A 14,796-nucleotide genomic window follows, 5' to 3' on the forward strand; every position below is an offset into this window, starting at 1 on the left:
AGCCCTTATTTCTCCTGAATGAGGTGCGGAGAGCTAAACGAGACGCCACACTAATAAGTGTCCGCTCATCATAACGCTCAGCTTAATTATTTGTCGTATAAATCATTTATAAAGAAAGAGGGTGGTGATTCCCACCCTCTTCACCACAAGTTTTCTCTTATGATTAAACTAGTTCAATCACAACAACAGGTGCACCGTCGCCACGACGAGGACCTACTTTAAGAATACGAGTGTAACCACCTTGACGCTCAGCATAACGTGGTGCAACATCATCAAATAACTTTTGAAGTGCAAATGATGTTGATTCGTTACCTTCTGCATCAGTCGTTGTTACTAGTTCACGACGGATAAATGCAGCAGCTTGACGGCGTGCATGTAAATCTCCGCGTTTACCTAAAGTAATCATTTTTTCAACAGCTTTACGTACTTCTTTAGCGCGAGCCTCAGTAGTTTCGATACGCTCGTTGATGATTAAATCAGTAGCTAAGTCACGTAACATCGCTTTACGTTGAGAACTTGTACGACCAAGTTTTCTGTAACCCATGGATGTTTCCCTCCTTTATAGAAAAAAATCTGATCTTGTTAGTTGTGTTTAAATCGCTTAGTCTTCTTTGCGTAATCCTAAACCAAGCTCTTCTAACTTCGCTTTTACTTCTTCTAATGACTTGCGTCCAAGGTTACGAACTTTCATCATGTCGTCTTCTGATTTATTCGCAAGTTCTAGTACTGTATTAATACCAGCGCGTTTTAAACAGTTATAAGAACGAACAGAAAGATCAAGCTCTTCGATAGTCATCTCTAAAACTTTTTCTTTTTGATCTTCTTCTTTTTCGACCATGATTTCAGCAGTTTGTGCCTCATCTGTCATGCCAACGAAGATGTTAAGATGCTCGGTTAAAATTTTTGCTCCGAGCGAAATCGCCTCTTTCGGACCGATGCTGCCATCTGTCCACACATCAAGAGAAAGTTTGTCGTAGTCAGAAGACTGACCAACACGAGTATTTTCCACTTGGAAATTGACGCGTGATACTGGAGTGTAAATAGAGTCGATCGGGATCACGCCGATAGGAAGATCCTCACGTTTGTTTTGATCAGCAGGAGTGTAACCACGGCCGCGTTGTGCATACATACGCATACGTAAATGACCGTTTTTAGCGATTGTTGCAATATATAGATCTGGGTTTAAAATTTCTACGTCACTGTCATGTGTAATGTCAGCAGCCGTAACTGTACCATCGCCTTTAACATCAATCTCAATAACTTTTTCTTCGTCAGAGTAGATTTTAAGAGCTAGTTTTTTCACGTTCAAAATGATTGAAGCTACATCTTCTACTACGCCTTCTACAGTTGAGAATTCGTGAAGAACACCATCAATTTGAATTGAAGTGACAGCAGCTCCTGGTAATGAAGACAGAAGGATACGACGTAAAGAATTACCCAAAGTGTTTCCATATCCGCGTTCAAGCGGTTCTACAACAAACTTTCCATATTTGGAATCTTCGCTGATCTCCACCGTTTCAATCTTTGGTTTTTCAATTTCGATCATTTTATTTACCCTCCTTCAAAACATCGAATGTATAGGTTCTTTCCATCATAGATTCGATCGTCAATGACGTATCGTTTATTATCTGCACAAGACAGTCTGTACAAAAAATGATGTTCTCATACAATATGAGACGCACCCATTACACGCGACGACGTTTTGGCGGACGGCAACCATTATGAGGAACTGGAGTAACGTCTTTAATAGCAGTTACTTCTAAACCAGCAGCTTGAAGTGCACGAATAGCAGCTTCACGACCAGCACCAGGACCTTTAACAGTTACTTCCAACGTTTTCAGACCATGTTCAAGGGATGTTTTAGCAGCAGTTTCTGCAGCCATTTGAGCAGCGAATGGTGTAGATTTACGTGAACCACGGAAACCAAGAGCACCAGCACTTGACCAAGATACAGCGTTACCTTGCATATCTGTAATCGTTACGATTGTATTGTTAAATGTAGAACGAATGTGTGCGATACCAGATTCGATATTCTTTTTCACACGACGTTTACGAGTTTGTTGTTTACGAGCCATGTTAAGAAGGAACCTCCTTTACCAATTATTTTTTCTTGTTCGCAACTGTTTTACGAGGACCTTTACGCGTACGCGCATTGTTCTTCGTATTTTGACCACGAACAGGTAAGCCACGACGGTGACGGATACCACGGAATGAACCGATTTCCATCAGACGTTTAATATTTAATGAAGTTTCGCGACGTAAGTCACCTTCAAGTTTGTATGAATCTAATTGTTCACGGATTTTGTTTAACTCATCTTCAGTTAAGTCGCGTACGCGTGTATCTTCTGAAATACCTGCATCAGCTAGTACTTTCTGAGCTGTAGTTTTACCAATACCGAAAATGTACGTTAATGAAATTACCACGCGTTTGTCGCGAGGAATATCAACACCAGCAATACGTGCCATGTACGTTGTGCACCTCCTTTAGAATTAACCTTGTTTTTGTTTATGTTTAGGATTTTCACAGATTACCATTACTTTACCGCGTCGGCGAATTACTTTACATTTTTCGCAGATCGGTTTCACAGATGGTCTCACTTTCATCTAACCTAACCTCCTTAGTAGTCCGGAGCGCAAAAGATTATTTAAAACGGTATGTGATACGACCGCGAGTTAAATCATAAGGAGATAACTCAATAGTAACCTTATCTCCAGGTAGAATACGGATAAAGTGCATACGAATCTTACCAGATACGTGTGCTAGAATCACATGTCCATTTTCTAATTCTACCTTAAACATCGCGTTTGGCAAAGTCTCAACAACTGTCCCTTCGACTTCAATTACATCATCTTTCGCCATCTACTCTGTCTCCTCTCTATATGCAAATTAAAGTTCTCATCGTTACATCAAACGGATATCTGCTGCAACTTTAGAAGCAACCTCGTTTCAACATATGTTTGGATTGTATGAGAGATGTTTGAAAGACGCTCGTCTGGTTTCGCTTCACACAATCCACGGAATATACAGAACCAGTAAGGGCACTGAATCTCCCATGTTTACACGAATACCGGAATGTCTTGGATGAGATATTCATACCCGTTACACAGATGCTTCCACGAAACCCATTATACTCCTCCAAAAGGTATGTTGCACTTTTAAGAAGAAATATATACCGGGCACAATATGCTTTTGCAACTCTCAAAAAAATTATGTTTCGTTGTTGCTCCCGCATGCCTCCCGCGGAAGCAGTACTCTGCGCCCGGAGCCGGGTATCAGCTGCGGCTGCTCTGTAATAGAGCATCAAGATCAGCAAACACTTTGTTAATATCTTGCTGTCCATCTATATTAGTTAACACGCCTTTAGCTTGATAGAAATCAAGTAGAGGTTGTGCTTGTTTCATATTTACTTCCAGACGGTTCGCAACCGTTTCAGGATTATCATCTGCACGTGTATAAAGCTCGCCACCATCTTTATCACATTTCCCTTCCTCAGCAGGAGGATTGAAAATTAAATGATAGGATGTACCACAAGTTTTACAAATACGTCTACCTGAAAGACGAGCAATTAACTCATCCTTTTCAACTTGAATGTTTAATGTATGCTCAATAGCTTTACCTAGGTCAGCAAGAATGCTATCTAAGGCTTCAGCTTGAGGAACAGTACGTGGGAAACCATCTAATAAGAATCCTTTTTCACAATCAGGTTTAGCCAGTCGCTCACGAACAATACCAATCGTTACTTCATCAGGTACAAGTGCACCTTGATCCATAAACGACTTAGCTTGTAAGCCTAGTTCAGTACCTTCTTTAATTGCAGCACGGAACATATCGCCTGTAGAAATATGAGGAATTGCGTACTTCTCAACAATTTTATCTGCCTGCGTACCTTTACCAGCACCTGGCAGACCCATTAAAACGATATTCATTAGGAAATATTCCTCCCACAAAAGGTTTGCTGATTAAAGGAAACGATGGAACGTTCCCTAAAAACCAACATTATTTCATAAAGCCTTTGTAGTGACGTTTAACAAGTTGAGATTCTAGCTGCTTCATCGTTTCGAGCGCTACGCCGACTACGATAATAATACTAGTACCACCGATCTGCACTGAGGCAGGTAGATTCATAAAGTTTATGAATATAACCGGCATTACTGAAATAACAGTTAAGAAAATCGCGCCGACAAATGTCAGACGATATAACACGCTTGTTAAATACGTTTGAGTGTTTTCACCAGGACGAATACCTGGAATATAAGCACCTTGCTTTTTCAAGTTATCTGCCACATTTTCTGGATTCACTTGTACGAATGCATAGAAATATGTGAATGCGATGATTAATGCCACATAAATAATCATTCCAACAGGTTTTGTATGATCAAACGTGTTATTAATGAAAGTAGTAACATTATTTTCACCGAAGAACGGAACTAACGTACGAGGTGTCATCAGAAACGCTGAAGCAAAGATTACAGGAATAACCCCTGCAGCATTTACTTTTAACGGTAAATGAGTTTGTTGACCACCAGTTTGTTGATTTCGCCCAGTAACTCGTTTTGCATATTGAATTGGAATTTTACGTAGTGCTTGTTGCACGTAGATAACTCCAATAACAACCGCAAGCAAGATTAAAACAAGTAGACCAAGGATAATTAGGTTGATAAATAGCTTATCACCCGCACCCTCTATTTGTTGTGCATAGATTTGGTTGATACCTGTAGGTAATGCCGCAACGATACCTGCGAAGATTACAACAGAAATACCATTACCAACGCCATGCGCAGTAATTTGATCAGCAAGCCATACTAGGAATGCTGTACCCGCTGTTAATACAATAGAGATTATAACATATGTTAAAACTCCTTCTTCCTTAATCAATGACCCGCCATACATTCTATTAAAACCAAATGACATCGCGAATGATTGAATAAAAGCAAGAATAATAGTAAAGTAGCGTGTAAATTGCGCAAGTTTACGTCTTCCGACTTCACCTTGCTTTGCCCACTCAGCAAACTTCGGTACTACGTCCATTTGCAATAACTGAACAATAATTGAGGCTGTGATGTAAGGCATAATCCCCATTGCAAAGATGGAGAAGTTCTTTAAAGCACCACCGCCAAAAGTATTCAGGAAACCAACGAGGTTAAACTCATCAGTTGCCTTTAATACATTAGCGTCAACGTTAGGTACTGGAATGAAAGTTCCAATACGAAAAACGATTAACATTAAAAGTGTGAAAATGATTTTATTTCTTATATCTCGAACACGCATAAAGTTAGAGATTGTCTGAAACATTAAATCACCTCAGTAGTTCCGCCGGCATTCTCGATTGCTTCTTTCGCTGAAGCTGAGAATTTATGAGCTTTGACAGTAAGCTTTTTATTAAGAGTTCCGTTGCCTAGAACTTTAATTCCAGCTTTTTCATTGCTCACTAGACCAGTTTCAAGTAATAATGCAGCAGTTACCTCTGCACCGTCTTCGAAACGGTTTAAAGCATCAAGGTTAACGATCGCGTATTCTTTACGGTTAATGTTCGTAAAGCCACGTTTTGGTAAACGACGGAATAATGGGTTCTGACCGCCTTCAAAGCCTGGGCGTACACCGCCACCAGAACGAGCGTTTTGACCTTTATGACCTTTACCTGCTGTTTTACCGTTACCAGAACCGATACCACGACCAACGCGGTTGCGTTGCTTACGAGAACCTTCTGCTGGTTTTAACTCATGCAGTTTCATAGTGGGTGGCACCTCCTTGTTCAATAATTGGAAATTAAATTTCTTTTACAGTAACTAAGTGAGCTACTTTATCAAGCATACCGCGAGTAGCTGCGTTATCAGCTTTCTCTACAGTTTGGTGTAATTTACGTAAACCTAAAGCTTCAACAGTTTTGCGTTGTGCAGGTTTAGTACCAATCACAGATTTAGTAAGGGTGATTTCTAATTTGTTAGCCATTATCTTTCCCCCCTTATCCTAATAGTTCTTCCACTGATTTACCACGTAATTTAGCTACGTCCTCTACGCGTTTTAATTCAGTTAAACCTTGAATTGTTGCACGCACCATGTTGATTGGTGTGTTAGATCCAAGTGATTTTGAAAGAATATCAGTAATACCAGCAAGTTCTAGTACAGCACGTACTGGACCACCAGCGATAACCCCTGTACCAGGAGCAGCAGGTTTGATTAGGATTTCTCCTGCACCAAAGCGACCTTGCACTAAGTGTGGAGTTGTTCCACCTACGCGTGGCACTTCGATTAAGTTTTTCTTCGCATCTTCAACAGCTTTGCGGATAGCATCTGGCACCTCTTGAGCTTTACCAGTACCGAAACCTACATGACCGTTTCTATCGCCAACTACAACTAATGCTGTGAAGCGGAAGCGACGTCCACCTTTAACAACTTTAGCAACGCGGTTAATAGTAACTACGCGTTCTTCAAGTTCTCCAAGTTTGTTTGCGTCAATACGACTCATGAAATGTGTCCCTCCTTCTTATTAAAATTCTAAACCGTTCTCACGTGCAGCTTCAGCTAAAGCTTTAACACGTCCATGATATAAGTAACCACCACGGTCAAATACTACAGCAGTAATATTTTTTTCCGCAGCGCGTTTTGCGATTGTTTCACCGACTTTAGTTGCTGCGTCAACATTGCTACCAGCACCTTCGAAACCATTTTCTTGAGAAGATGCGCTAACAATTGTTACGCCTGCTACGTCATCGATAAGTTGCGCGTAAATGTTCTTGTTAGAACGGAATACGTTTAAGCGTGGACGCTGAGCAGTACCCGAAATTTTAGAACGAACGCGAGCATGACGTTTTTTACGAACCTGATTTTTATCTTGTTTCGTAATCACAAGGGTCACTCCTTTCTAATGCTTAAGCTGCATTATTTACCTGTTTTACCTTCTTTACGACGAACATATTCGCCTTCATAACGAATACCTTTACCTTTATAAGGCTCTGGTGGACGAACGTCACGGATGTTAGATGCAAGAGCACCAACGCGTTCTTTGCTGATACCTTTAACGATGATCTTTGTGTTTGAAGGAACTTCAATTTGTAGACCATCTTCAGGTGTGAACTCTACTGGATGAGAGTAACCTACGTTAAGTACAAGTTTATTACCTTGTAATTGCGCACGGTAACCAACACCGATAAGTTCTAAAGCTTTTTCGAAACCTGCAGAAACACCAGTAACCATGTTCGCAAGAAGCGCACGAGTAGTACCGTGGTTTGTGCGGTGTTCTTTTGAATCAGAAGGACGTACTACAGTGATTACGTTACCCTCTTGCTCAATTTTCATATCTTGGTGGAAAGAACGAACAAGTTCGCCTTTAGGACCTTTAACAGTAACAGTGTTGTCAGCTGCAACAGTAACAGTTACGTTAGCTGGTACCTCGATAATTTTTTTACCTACACGAGACATTTAGTTGCACCTCCATTCATTTATTGCTAATTACCAAACGTATGCTAGAACTTCGCCGCCAACTTGTTTAGCGCGAGCTTCTTTATCTGTTAATAAACCTTGTGAAGTTGACACTAAAGCGATACCAAGACCGTTCAATACTTTAGGTACTTCATTTGTTTTAGCATATACACGTAAACCAGGTTTAGAAATACGTTTTAAGCCAGTGATAACGCGCTCGTTATCTTTTCCATATTTTAAGAAAATACGGATGATACCTTGTTTGTTGTCTTCCACGTATTCTACGTCACGTACGAAACCTTCACGCTTTAAAATTTCAGCGATTTCTTTTTTCACGTTGGAAGCTGGTACTTCTAACTTCTCGTGACGAACCATGTTCGCATTACGAATGCGAGTAAGCATATCTGCAATCGGATCAGTCATTGTCATTACATTTACCTCCTTCCCAAATTAGGGGATTACCAGCTGGCTTTTTTCACGCCAGGAATTTGTCCCTTATATGCAAGTTCTCGGAAACAAATACGGCAAAGTTTGAATTTGCGATATACTGAATGTGGACGACCACAGCGTTCACAACGTGTATACTCTTGCACTTTAAACTTTTGCTTACGTTGTTGTTTAACGATCATAGATTTTTTAGCCACGTTTTCGCCCTCCTTGTTTGATTACTTTTGGAACGGCATACCGAATTGTGTCAATAACTCGCGAGCTTCTTCGTCAGAGTTCGCTGTCGTTACGATCACGATGTCCATACCGCGTACTTTTGAAACTTTATCGTAATCGATTTCTGGGAAAATTAATTGTTCTTTAACACCTAGAGTGTAGTTACCGCGACCATCGAATGCTTTCTTAGAAACACCACGGAAGTCACGTACACGAGGTAGTGAGATAGAAATTAATTTGTCCAAGAATTCATACATACGCTCACCGCGTAATGTAACTTTAGCACCGATAGGCATACCTTCACGAAGACGGAAACCTGCGATCGATTTTTTAGCTTTAGTTACTACTGGTTTTTGACCAGTGATAATTGTTAATTCTTCAACAGCTGCATCTAACGCTTTAGAGTTTTGAACTGCATCACCAACACCCATGTTGATAACGATTTTCTCAACTTTCGGTAGTTGCATAACTGATTTATATCCAAATTTGCTCATAAGAGCTGGAGAAACTTCATTTAAATATTTTTCTTTTAGGCGGCTCATGTGTGTACCTCCCTTCTATTTATACTAATTAGTCGATTACTGCACCTGATTTTTTTGCTACACGAACTTTTTTACCGTTTTCGATTTTATAACCTACACGAGTCGGCTCGCCAGATTTAGGATCGATTAGCATTACGTTCGAAACGTGAATTGCAGCCTCTTGGCTAACAATACCACCTTGTGGATTCAATTGGTTAGGTTTAACGTGTTTTTTCACGATGTTCACACCTTCAACAAGAACGCGATCTTGTTTTGGGAAAGCAGCAAGGATTACGCCTTCTTTGCCTTTATCCTTACCAGTGATTACCTTAACCTTGTCACCTTTTTTTACATGCATGCTGTCGCACCTCCTTGATTGGCACTGTCATGAAATTAAAGAACTTCTGGAGCTAGAGAAACGATTTTCATGAAGTTGCTGTCACGTAGTTCACGTGCAACAGGTCCGAAAATACGAGTTCCGCGTGGTGATTTATCATCACGAATAATTACACAAGCATTTTCATCAAATTTGATGTACGTGCCGTCTTTACGACGAACGCCTGATTTAGTACGAACGATAACAGCTTTAACAACGTCACCCTTCTTGACAACGCCACCTGGTGTTGCTTTCTTAACTGTACAAACAACGATATCACCGATGTTAGCAGTTTTACGGCCAGAGCCACCAAGCACTTTAATTGTAAGAACTTCACGTGCACCTGAGTTGTCAGCAACTTTCATACGACTTTCTTGTTGGATCACTTAGGTTACCTCCCTTCGGAAATTGGTTGTTCCGAAATAGTTATTAAATAATAACCGCTTTTTCTACAACTTCTACTAGACGGAAACGTTTAGTAGCTGATAGCGGGCGAGTTTCCATGATACGTACGATATCACCGATTTTCGCTGTGTTTAACTCATCATGAGCTTTAAACTTTTTAGAGTATTTTACACGCTTACCATAAAGCTTGTGCTTTTTGTAAGTTTCAACTAAAACAGTAACAGTTTTGTCCATTTTATCTGAAACAACGCGGCCCGTGTAAACTTTGCGTTGATTGCGCTCAGTCATACTTGAAAACCTCCTTTATCAGTTATTTGCACTGATTTCTCTTTCACGAATAACAGTTTTCATACGCGCGATTGCTTTACGCACTTCACGAATACGAGCTGTGTTTTCTAATTGACCAGTCGCCAATTGGAAGCGAAGGTTGAAAAGCTCTTCTTTCAGTGATTTCACTTTTAATTCTATTTCAGAAGTAGCAAGGTCACGGATTTCATTAGCTTTCATTAGATTCACCACCAGTTTCTTGACGTTTTACGATCTTACATTTAACAGGAAGTTTGTGTGATGCTAAACGAAGTGCTTCACGTGCAACTTCTTCAGATACGCCAGCAATTTCGAACATTACTTTTCCTGGTTTAACTACTGCTACCCAACCTTCAGGAGAACCTTTACCAGAACCCATGCGGACTTCTAGAGGTTTTTTAGTGTAAGGTTTATGTGGGAAGATTTTAATCCAAACTTTACCGCCACGTTTCATGTAACGAGTCATCGCGATACGAGCAGATTCGATTTGACGGTTAGTAATCCAGCTAGCAGTTTGAGCTTGTAAGCCCCATTCGCCGAAAGTTACTTCTTTACCGCCTTTCGCTTCGCCACGCATGTTGCCGCGGTGTTCACGACGGTATTTAACGCGTTTAGGCAATAACATATTATTTGCCTCCTTCCACAGATTTCTTCGTAGGAAGAACTTCACCACGGTAGATCCATACTTTAACGCCTAATTTACCGTAAGTAGTATCAGCTTCTGCGTGTGCATAATCGATGTCAGCACGTAGAGTATGAAGTGGAACAGTTCCTTCACTATAGTGTTCAGCACGCGCGATATCAGCGCCACCTAAACGACCAGATACTTGTGTTTTAATTCCTTTTGCACCAGCGCGGATTGTGCGTTGGATCGCTTGCTTTTGCGCACGACGGAATGATACACGATTTTCTAATTGACGAGCGATGTTTTCAGCTACTAGACGAGCGTCAAGATCTGCACGTTTGATTTCAATGATGTTGATGTGTACACGTTTACCAGTTAAATCGCTAAGGTATTTACGAAGATTTTCAACTTCAGTACCACCTTTACCGATTACCATACCTGGTTTCGCAGTGTGAATTGTAATGTTTACACGGTTTGCAGCACGTTCGATTTCTACTTTAGAAACTGAAGCGTCTTTAAGAGCCGTTTCAATATATTTACGCACTTTGATGTCTTCGTGAAGTAGAGTTGCATAGTCTTTTTCAGCGTACCATTTTGACTCCCAGTCACGAATAATACCAACGCGTAGTCCTATTGGATGTACTTTTTGACCCACGGATTAACCCTCCTTCTTCTCAGATACCACTAGAGTAATGTGGCTTGTGCGTTTGTTAATTGCGCTTGCACGTCCTTGTGCACGTGGACGGAAACGTTTTAAAGTTGGACCTTCGTCAACGAATACTTCAGAAACTACTAAAGAGTTGATGTCAAGATCGTAGTTGTGCTCAGCGTTAGCAACTGCAGATTTTAATACTTTCTCAACGACTGGAGACGCCGCTTTTGGAGTATGACGTAAAATTGCAACTGCTTCACCAACTTGCTTACCTCGGATTAAGTCTACAACTAGACGTACTTTGCGAGGAGCAATGCGTACTGTACGAGCGATAGCTTTAGCTTGTGTCATTAGGATTTACCTCCTCTCAAAATTAGCGTCTTGTTTTCTTGTCGTCTGCACCGTGACCTTTATAAGTACGTGTCGGTGCGAACTCACCAAGTTTATGGCCTACCATATCTTCTGTTACGTATACAGGAACATGTTTACGTCCATCATATACAGCAATCGTTAAACCGATGAAGTTCGGGAAGATTGTAGAACGGCGTGACCAAGTTTTGATAACTTGTTTTTTCTCAGAAGCCTCTTGCGCTTCCACTTTTTTCATTAAGTGGTCATCGACAAAAGGTCCTTTTTTCAAGCTGCGACCCATGTAGGAACCTCCCTCCGTGATTCCACCACGGCTCTCACATAGAACCGTAGTTTAACCACTTTATTTTTTACGACTACGGATGATAAATTTATCCGATTTGTTTTTCTTCTTGCGAGTTTTGTAACCAAGTGCTGGTTTACCCCAAGGAGTCATTGGTGATTTACGTCCGATTGGAGAACGTCCTTCACCACCACCGTGTGGGTGATCGTTAGGGTTCATTACAGAACCACGAACTTCTGGGCGTTTACCTAACCAACGGCTACGACCTGCTTTACCGATGTGTACAAGTTCGTGTTGTTCGTTACCAACTTGACCGATTGTAGCGCGGCAAGTAGCTAAAACTAAACGTACTTCACCAGATTGTAAACGAACGATAACGTACTTATCTTCACGACCAAGTACTTGCGCAGAAGTACCAGCTGAACGTACTAATTGTCCGCCTTTACCAGGTTTTAACTCGATGTTATGGATTGTAGTACCCATTGGAATGTTTGCTAATGGTAAAGTGTTACCTACTTTAATATCAGCATCTGGACCAGAAACGATTGTTTGACCAACCTCTAGACCTTTTGGTGCTAAGATGTAAGCTTTTGCTCCATCAGCGTAGTTGATTAATGCGATATTCGCAGAACGGTTTGGATCATATTCAATAGTAGCAACTTTTGCCGGAATGCCATCTTTAACACGTTTGAAATCGATAACACGGTATTGCTTCTTATGACCACCACCATGATGACGAACAGTGATTTTACCTTGGTTGTTACGACCAGCTTTGCGTTTAGTTGGTTCAAGCAATGATTTCTCAGGCTTGTTAGTTGTAATTTCCGCAAAGTCTAATGACGTCATGTTACGACGACCATTAGAGGTAGGTTTATACTTTTTAATCGCCATTGTGTTTTCCCTCCTTCTTGAGTGTTCAAATCATAAATCCGTTAGGATTACATTTCGAATAATTCAATTTCTTTGCTATCAGCAGTTAGTTTAACGATCGCTTTACGACGTTTGTTAGTGTAACCACCGTAACGGCCTACGCGTTTGAATTTACCTTTGTAGTTAAGAACGTTTACTTTCTCAACTTTTACGCCAAAGATTTCTTCTACAGCGTCTTTTACTTGAGTTTTGTTAGCGCGAGTGTCTACTTCGAAAGTATACTTTTTCTCTGCCATAAGTTCTGAAGAACGCTCAGTAATGACCGGACGTTTTAAAATATCACGTGCTTCCATTATCCAAGCACCTCCTCAACTTTTTCTACTGCAGACTTAGTGAATACAACTTTATCATGACCTAATAGATCAAGAACGTTGATTCCGTTTGCAGTTAAAACTGTTACACCTGGGATGTTACGAGCAGATAATGCTACGTTTTCATCTAGGTCAGCAGTTACGAATAAAGATTTTTTCTCTAAAGAAAGATCTTTAAGGATTTTTGTGAATTCTTTTGTTTTTGGTGCTGCTAGAGTTAGAGCATCAAGAACTAAGAAGTTTTGTTCTACTACTTTAGCTGATAAAGCAGATTTAAGAGCTAAACGACGAACTTTTTTAGGTAATTTATAAGAATAGCTACGTGGAGTAGGACCGAATACGATACCACCGCCGCGCCATTGTGGAGAACGGATAGAACCTTGACGAGCACGACCAGTTCCTTTTTGACGCCATGGTTTACGACCACCACCAGCAACTTCAGAACGGTTTTTAACCTTGTGATTACCTTGACGAAGAGAAGCGCGTTGAGCAACTACTGCGTCGAATAATACTGCTTCATTTGGCTCGATTCCGAAGATCGCATCGTTTAATTCGATTTCACCAACTGAAGCACCTGTTTGACTAAGTACAGATACTTTTGTCATTCCTGTTTCCTCCTTTCCTTAAGTGATTACTTAGCTTTAATTGCAGTTTTTACTGTAACTAGAGCTTTTTTAGAACCAGGAACATTACCTTTAACAAGTAGTAAGTTACGATCTGTGTCAACTTTCACGATTTCTAAGTTTTGGATTGTAACTACATTGCCACCCATTTGACCAGGTAATTTCTTTTGTTTGAATACGCGGTTCGGAGCAACTGGACCCATTGAACCAGGACGACGGTGGTAACGAGAACCGTGGGCCATAGGACCACGAGATTGTCCGTGGCGTTTGATAACACCTTGGAAACCTTTACCTTTAGTAACTCCTGTTACATCGATTACATCGCCTTCTGCGAAAATTTCTACTTTGACTTCTTGACCAACTTCGTATTCTTCCACGTTCACGTTGCGGAATTCACGAATGAAGCGCTTAGGAGCAGTGTTCGCTTTTGCTACGTGACCTTGTTCTGGTTTGTTAGAAAGCTTAACGCGCTTGTCTTCGAAACCAACTTGAATTGCTTCGTAGCCGTCTGTTTCAACAGTTTTCTTTTGAAGAACTACGTTTGGAGTAGCTTCGATAACTGTTACCGGGATTAAATCGCCGTTTTCAGCGAAAACTTGTGTCATACCAATTTTTCTACCTAAGATTCCTTTAGCCATTTGTCACACCTCCTGTAAGTTTTAAAAGTTATATTGTTTTTACCATTAAAGTTTGATTTCGATATCAACGCCAGATGGTAAATCAAGTTTCATTAACGCGTCAACAGTTTGTGGTGTTGGGTTAACGATATCGATCAGACGTTTATGCGTACGCATTTCGAATTGTTCACGAGAATCTTTGTACTTGTGAACCGCACGAAGAATTGTGTACACAGACTTCTCAGTTGGAAGTGGAATCGGACCTGATACACTTGCACCTGAACGTTTTGCAGTTTCCACAATTTTCTCAGCAGATTGATCTAAAATACGGTGATCATACGCTTTTAAACGAATACGAATCTTTTGTTTTGCCATTATTTTCCCTCCTTCTCGCCTATTTTCTAGACATTCTCCACGAAAATTTTCCCACACACCGCCATGGCAAAGCGGCCGGGTGTGTCGGCAACCTCTCGCTTCATCGCAGTCAAAGACCAACATTCAACATTATATACAATAAAAAAAGAATAAGCAAGTCTTTTCGCTAAATTCTTTTAAATGTTGCAGATATTCTTAGTACTACTATTTCTTCGCTTTATTAAGCCGTTTATTAGTATATAAAATTTCTATACATATTGCAACACTTAAGGTTGTCATATCAACATTTTCGCACATTTCAAATAACTCAAAAAAGAAAA

Annotated in this window: 29 protein-coding genes and 1 pseudogene; all 30 read right to left on the reverse strand. The window is 40.5% G+C overall.

The window, feature by feature from the left end; all coding sequences use genetic code 11:
- Positions 1-163 precede the first annotated feature (163 nt).
- Positions 164-544, reverse strand: a complete 381-nt coding sequence (gene rplQ, locus NYE73_RS23455) for a 50S ribosomal protein L17 (protein ID WP_008181938.1) — start codon at positions 542-544, stop codon at positions 164-166.
- Positions 545-601: 57 nt separating this feature from the next.
- A complete protein-coding gene (locus NYE73_RS23460) occupies positions 602-1,546 on the reverse strand; it encodes a DNA-directed RNA polymerase subunit alpha (protein WP_004233733.1) in 945 nt (314 codons plus the stop codon).
- 139 nt (positions 1,547-1,685) lie between these two features.
- Entirely contained in the window at positions 1,686-2,075 is a 390-nt protein-coding gene (gene rpsK, locus NYE73_RS23465) for a 30S ribosomal protein S11 (RefSeq protein WP_004233731.1), read from the reverse strand.
- A gap of 25 nt (positions 2,076-2,100) precedes the next feature.
- On the reverse strand, positions 2,101-2,466 hold the full coding sequence (rpsM, locus tag NYE73_RS23470; RefSeq protein ID WP_004233729.1) for a 30S ribosomal protein S13: 366 nt from the start codon (positions 2,464-2,466) through the stop codon (positions 2,101-2,103).
- A gap of 24 nt (positions 2,467-2,490) precedes the next feature.
- Positions 2,491-2,604 (reverse strand): 50S ribosomal protein L36, encoded by a 114-nt coding sequence (gene rpmJ, locus NYE73_RS23475; protein WP_000868344.1) that lies wholly within the window; start codon positions 2,602-2,604, stop codon positions 2,491-2,493.
- 37 nt (positions 2,605-2,641) lie between these two features.
- Positions 2,642-2,860 (reverse strand): translation initiation factor IF-1, encoded by a 219-nt coding sequence (infA, locus tag NYE73_RS23480; protein WP_004233690.1) that lies wholly within the window; start codon positions 2,858-2,860, stop codon positions 2,642-2,644.
- Between the two features lie 86 nt (positions 2,861-2,946).
- Positions 2,947-3,024 (reverse strand): annotated as a pseudogene (locus NYE73_RS23485) (type I methionyl aminopeptidase); the annotation flags it as partial.
- A 249-nt stretch (positions 3,025-3,273) separates the two neighbouring features.
- On the reverse strand, positions 3,274-3,927 hold the full coding sequence (locus NYE73_RS23490) for an adenylate kinase (protein ID WP_004233689.1): 654 nt from the start codon (positions 3,925-3,927) through the stop codon (positions 3,274-3,276).
- 70 nt (positions 3,928-3,997) lie between these two features.
- A complete protein-coding gene (gene secY / locus NYE73_RS23495) occupies positions 3,998-5,293 on the reverse strand; it encodes a preprotein translocase subunit SecY (protein WP_004233672.1) in 1,296 nt (431 codons plus the stop codon).
- Positions 5,293-5,733 (reverse strand): 50S ribosomal protein L15, encoded by a 441-nt coding sequence (gene rplO / locus NYE73_RS23500; protein ID WP_004233670.1) that lies wholly within the window; start codon positions 5,731-5,733, stop codon positions 5,293-5,295. Before rplO ends, secY begins: the two co-directional genes overlap by 1 nt.
- A 34-nt stretch (positions 5,734-5,767) precedes the next feature.
- Positions 5,768-5,950, reverse strand: a complete 183-nt coding sequence (gene rpmD / locus NYE73_RS23505) for a 50S ribosomal protein L30 (RefSeq protein WP_004233668.1) — start codon at positions 5,948-5,950, stop codon at positions 5,768-5,770.
- A gap of 13 nt (positions 5,951-5,963) precedes the next feature.
- Complete coding sequence (gene rpsE, locus NYE73_RS23510; RefSeq protein ID WP_004233664.1) at positions 5,964-6,467, reverse strand: 30S ribosomal protein S5; 504 nt, start codon at positions 6,465-6,467, stop codon at positions 5,964-5,966.
- 21 nt (positions 6,468-6,488) lie between these two features.
- Positions 6,489-6,848: a 50S ribosomal protein L18 gene (rplR, locus tag NYE73_RS23515; RefSeq protein ID WP_004233662.1), complete on the reverse strand. Its 360-nt coding sequence runs from the start codon at positions 6,846-6,848 to the stop codon at positions 6,489-6,491.
- Between the two features lie 32 nt (positions 6,849-6,880).
- Positions 6,881-7,420 (reverse strand): 50S ribosomal protein L6, encoded by a 540-nt coding sequence (gene rplF / locus NYE73_RS23520; RefSeq protein ID WP_048395570.1) that lies wholly within the window; start codon positions 7,418-7,420, stop codon positions 6,881-6,883.
- 30 nt (positions 7,421-7,450) lie between these two features.
- The gene (rpsH, locus tag NYE73_RS23525) at positions 7,451-7,849 is read right to left on the reverse strand and encodes a 30S ribosomal protein S8 (protein ID WP_008181717.1); all 399 of its coding nucleotides are present in this window, start codon (positions 7,847-7,849) and stop codon (positions 7,451-7,453) included.
- 29 nt (positions 7,850-7,878) lie between these two features.
- Complete coding sequence (locus NYE73_RS23530) at positions 7,879-8,064, reverse strand: type Z 30S ribosomal protein S14 (RefSeq protein WP_004233656.1); 186 nt, start codon at positions 8,062-8,064, stop codon at positions 7,879-7,881.
- A gap of 21 nt (positions 8,065-8,085) precedes the next feature.
- Complete coding sequence (gene rplE / locus NYE73_RS23535) at positions 8,086-8,625, reverse strand: 50S ribosomal protein L5 (RefSeq protein WP_004233654.1); 540 nt, start codon at positions 8,623-8,625, stop codon at positions 8,086-8,088.
- Positions 8,626-8,653: 28 nt separating this feature from the next.
- On the reverse strand, positions 8,654-8,962 hold the full coding sequence (gene rplX / locus NYE73_RS23540) for a 50S ribosomal protein L24 (RefSeq protein WP_004233652.1): 309 nt from the start codon (positions 8,960-8,962) through the stop codon (positions 8,654-8,656).
- 35 nt (positions 8,963-8,997) lie between these two features.
- Positions 8,998-9,366: a 50S ribosomal protein L14 gene (rplN, locus tag NYE73_RS23545; RefSeq protein WP_004233650.1), complete on the reverse strand. Its 369-nt coding sequence runs from the start codon at positions 9,364-9,366 to the stop codon at positions 8,998-9,000.
- 43 nt (positions 9,367-9,409) lie between these two features.
- Positions 9,410-9,673 carry a 30S ribosomal protein S17 gene (gene rpsQ / locus NYE73_RS23550; protein ID WP_004233648.1) on the reverse strand — a complete coding sequence of 88 codons (264 nt, stop codon included), beginning with the start codon at positions 9,671-9,673 and terminating at the stop codon, positions 9,410-9,412.
- An 18-nt stretch (positions 9,674-9,691) separates the two neighbouring features.
- Positions 9,692-9,892, reverse strand: coding sequence for a 50S ribosomal protein L29 (rpmC, locus tag NYE73_RS23555; protein WP_004233646.1), 201 nt, complete (start codon positions 9,890-9,892; stop codon positions 9,692-9,694).
- The gene (rplP, locus tag NYE73_RS23560) at positions 9,882-10,316 is read right to left on the reverse strand and encodes a 50S ribosomal protein L16 (RefSeq protein ID WP_004233644.1); all 435 of its coding nucleotides are present in this window, start codon (positions 10,314-10,316) and stop codon (positions 9,882-9,884) included. Before rplP ends, rpmC begins: the two co-directional genes overlap by 11 nt.
- A gap of 1 nt (position 10,317) precedes the next feature.
- Positions 10,318-10,971, reverse strand: coding sequence for a 30S ribosomal protein S3 (gene rpsC / locus NYE73_RS23565; protein ID WP_004233642.1), 654 nt, complete (start codon positions 10,969-10,971; stop codon positions 10,318-10,320).
- Positions 10,972-10,974: 3 nt separating this feature from the next.
- Entirely contained in the window at positions 10,975-11,319 is a 345-nt protein-coding gene (gene rplV / locus NYE73_RS23570) for a 50S ribosomal protein L22 (RefSeq protein ID WP_004233639.1), read from the reverse strand.
- Positions 11,320-11,341: 22 nt separating this feature from the next.
- A complete protein-coding gene (gene rpsS / locus NYE73_RS23575; protein ID WP_004233637.1) occupies positions 11,342-11,620 on the reverse strand; it encodes a 30S ribosomal protein S19 in 279 nt (92 codons plus the stop codon).
- Between the two features lie 60 nt (positions 11,621-11,680).
- On the reverse strand, positions 11,681-12,511 hold the full coding sequence (gene rplB, locus NYE73_RS23580; RefSeq protein WP_009373990.1) for a 50S ribosomal protein L2: 831 nt from the start codon (positions 12,509-12,511) through the stop codon (positions 11,681-11,683).
- Between the two features lie 47 nt (positions 12,512-12,558).
- Complete coding sequence (rplW, locus tag NYE73_RS23585; RefSeq protein ID WP_004233628.1) at positions 12,559-12,843, reverse strand: 50S ribosomal protein L23; 285 nt, start codon at positions 12,841-12,843, stop codon at positions 12,559-12,561.
- Entirely contained in the window at positions 12,843-13,466 is a 624-nt protein-coding gene (rplD, locus tag NYE73_RS23590; protein ID WP_004233626.1) for a 50S ribosomal protein L4, read from the reverse strand. The genes rplW and rplD overlap by 1 nt, the downstream gene beginning before the upstream one ends.
- 26 nt (positions 13,467-13,492) lie before the next feature.
- Entirely contained in the window at positions 13,493-14,122 is a 630-nt protein-coding gene (rplC, locus tag NYE73_RS23595; protein ID WP_004233625.1) for a 50S ribosomal protein L3, read from the reverse strand.
- Between the two features lie 45 nt (positions 14,123-14,167).
- Positions 14,168-14,476, reverse strand: coding sequence for a 30S ribosomal protein S10 (gene rpsJ, locus NYE73_RS23600; RefSeq protein WP_004233624.1), 309 nt, complete (start codon positions 14,474-14,476; stop codon positions 14,168-14,170).
- Positions 14,477-14,796 lie beyond the last annotated feature (320 nt).

Origin of the sequence: Lysinibacillus sp. FSL K6-0102 (assembly GCF_038003545.1) — a bacterium.
Lineage (GTDB): Bacteria > Bacillota > Bacilli > Bacillales_A > Planococcaceae > Lysinibacillus > Lysinibacillus capsici.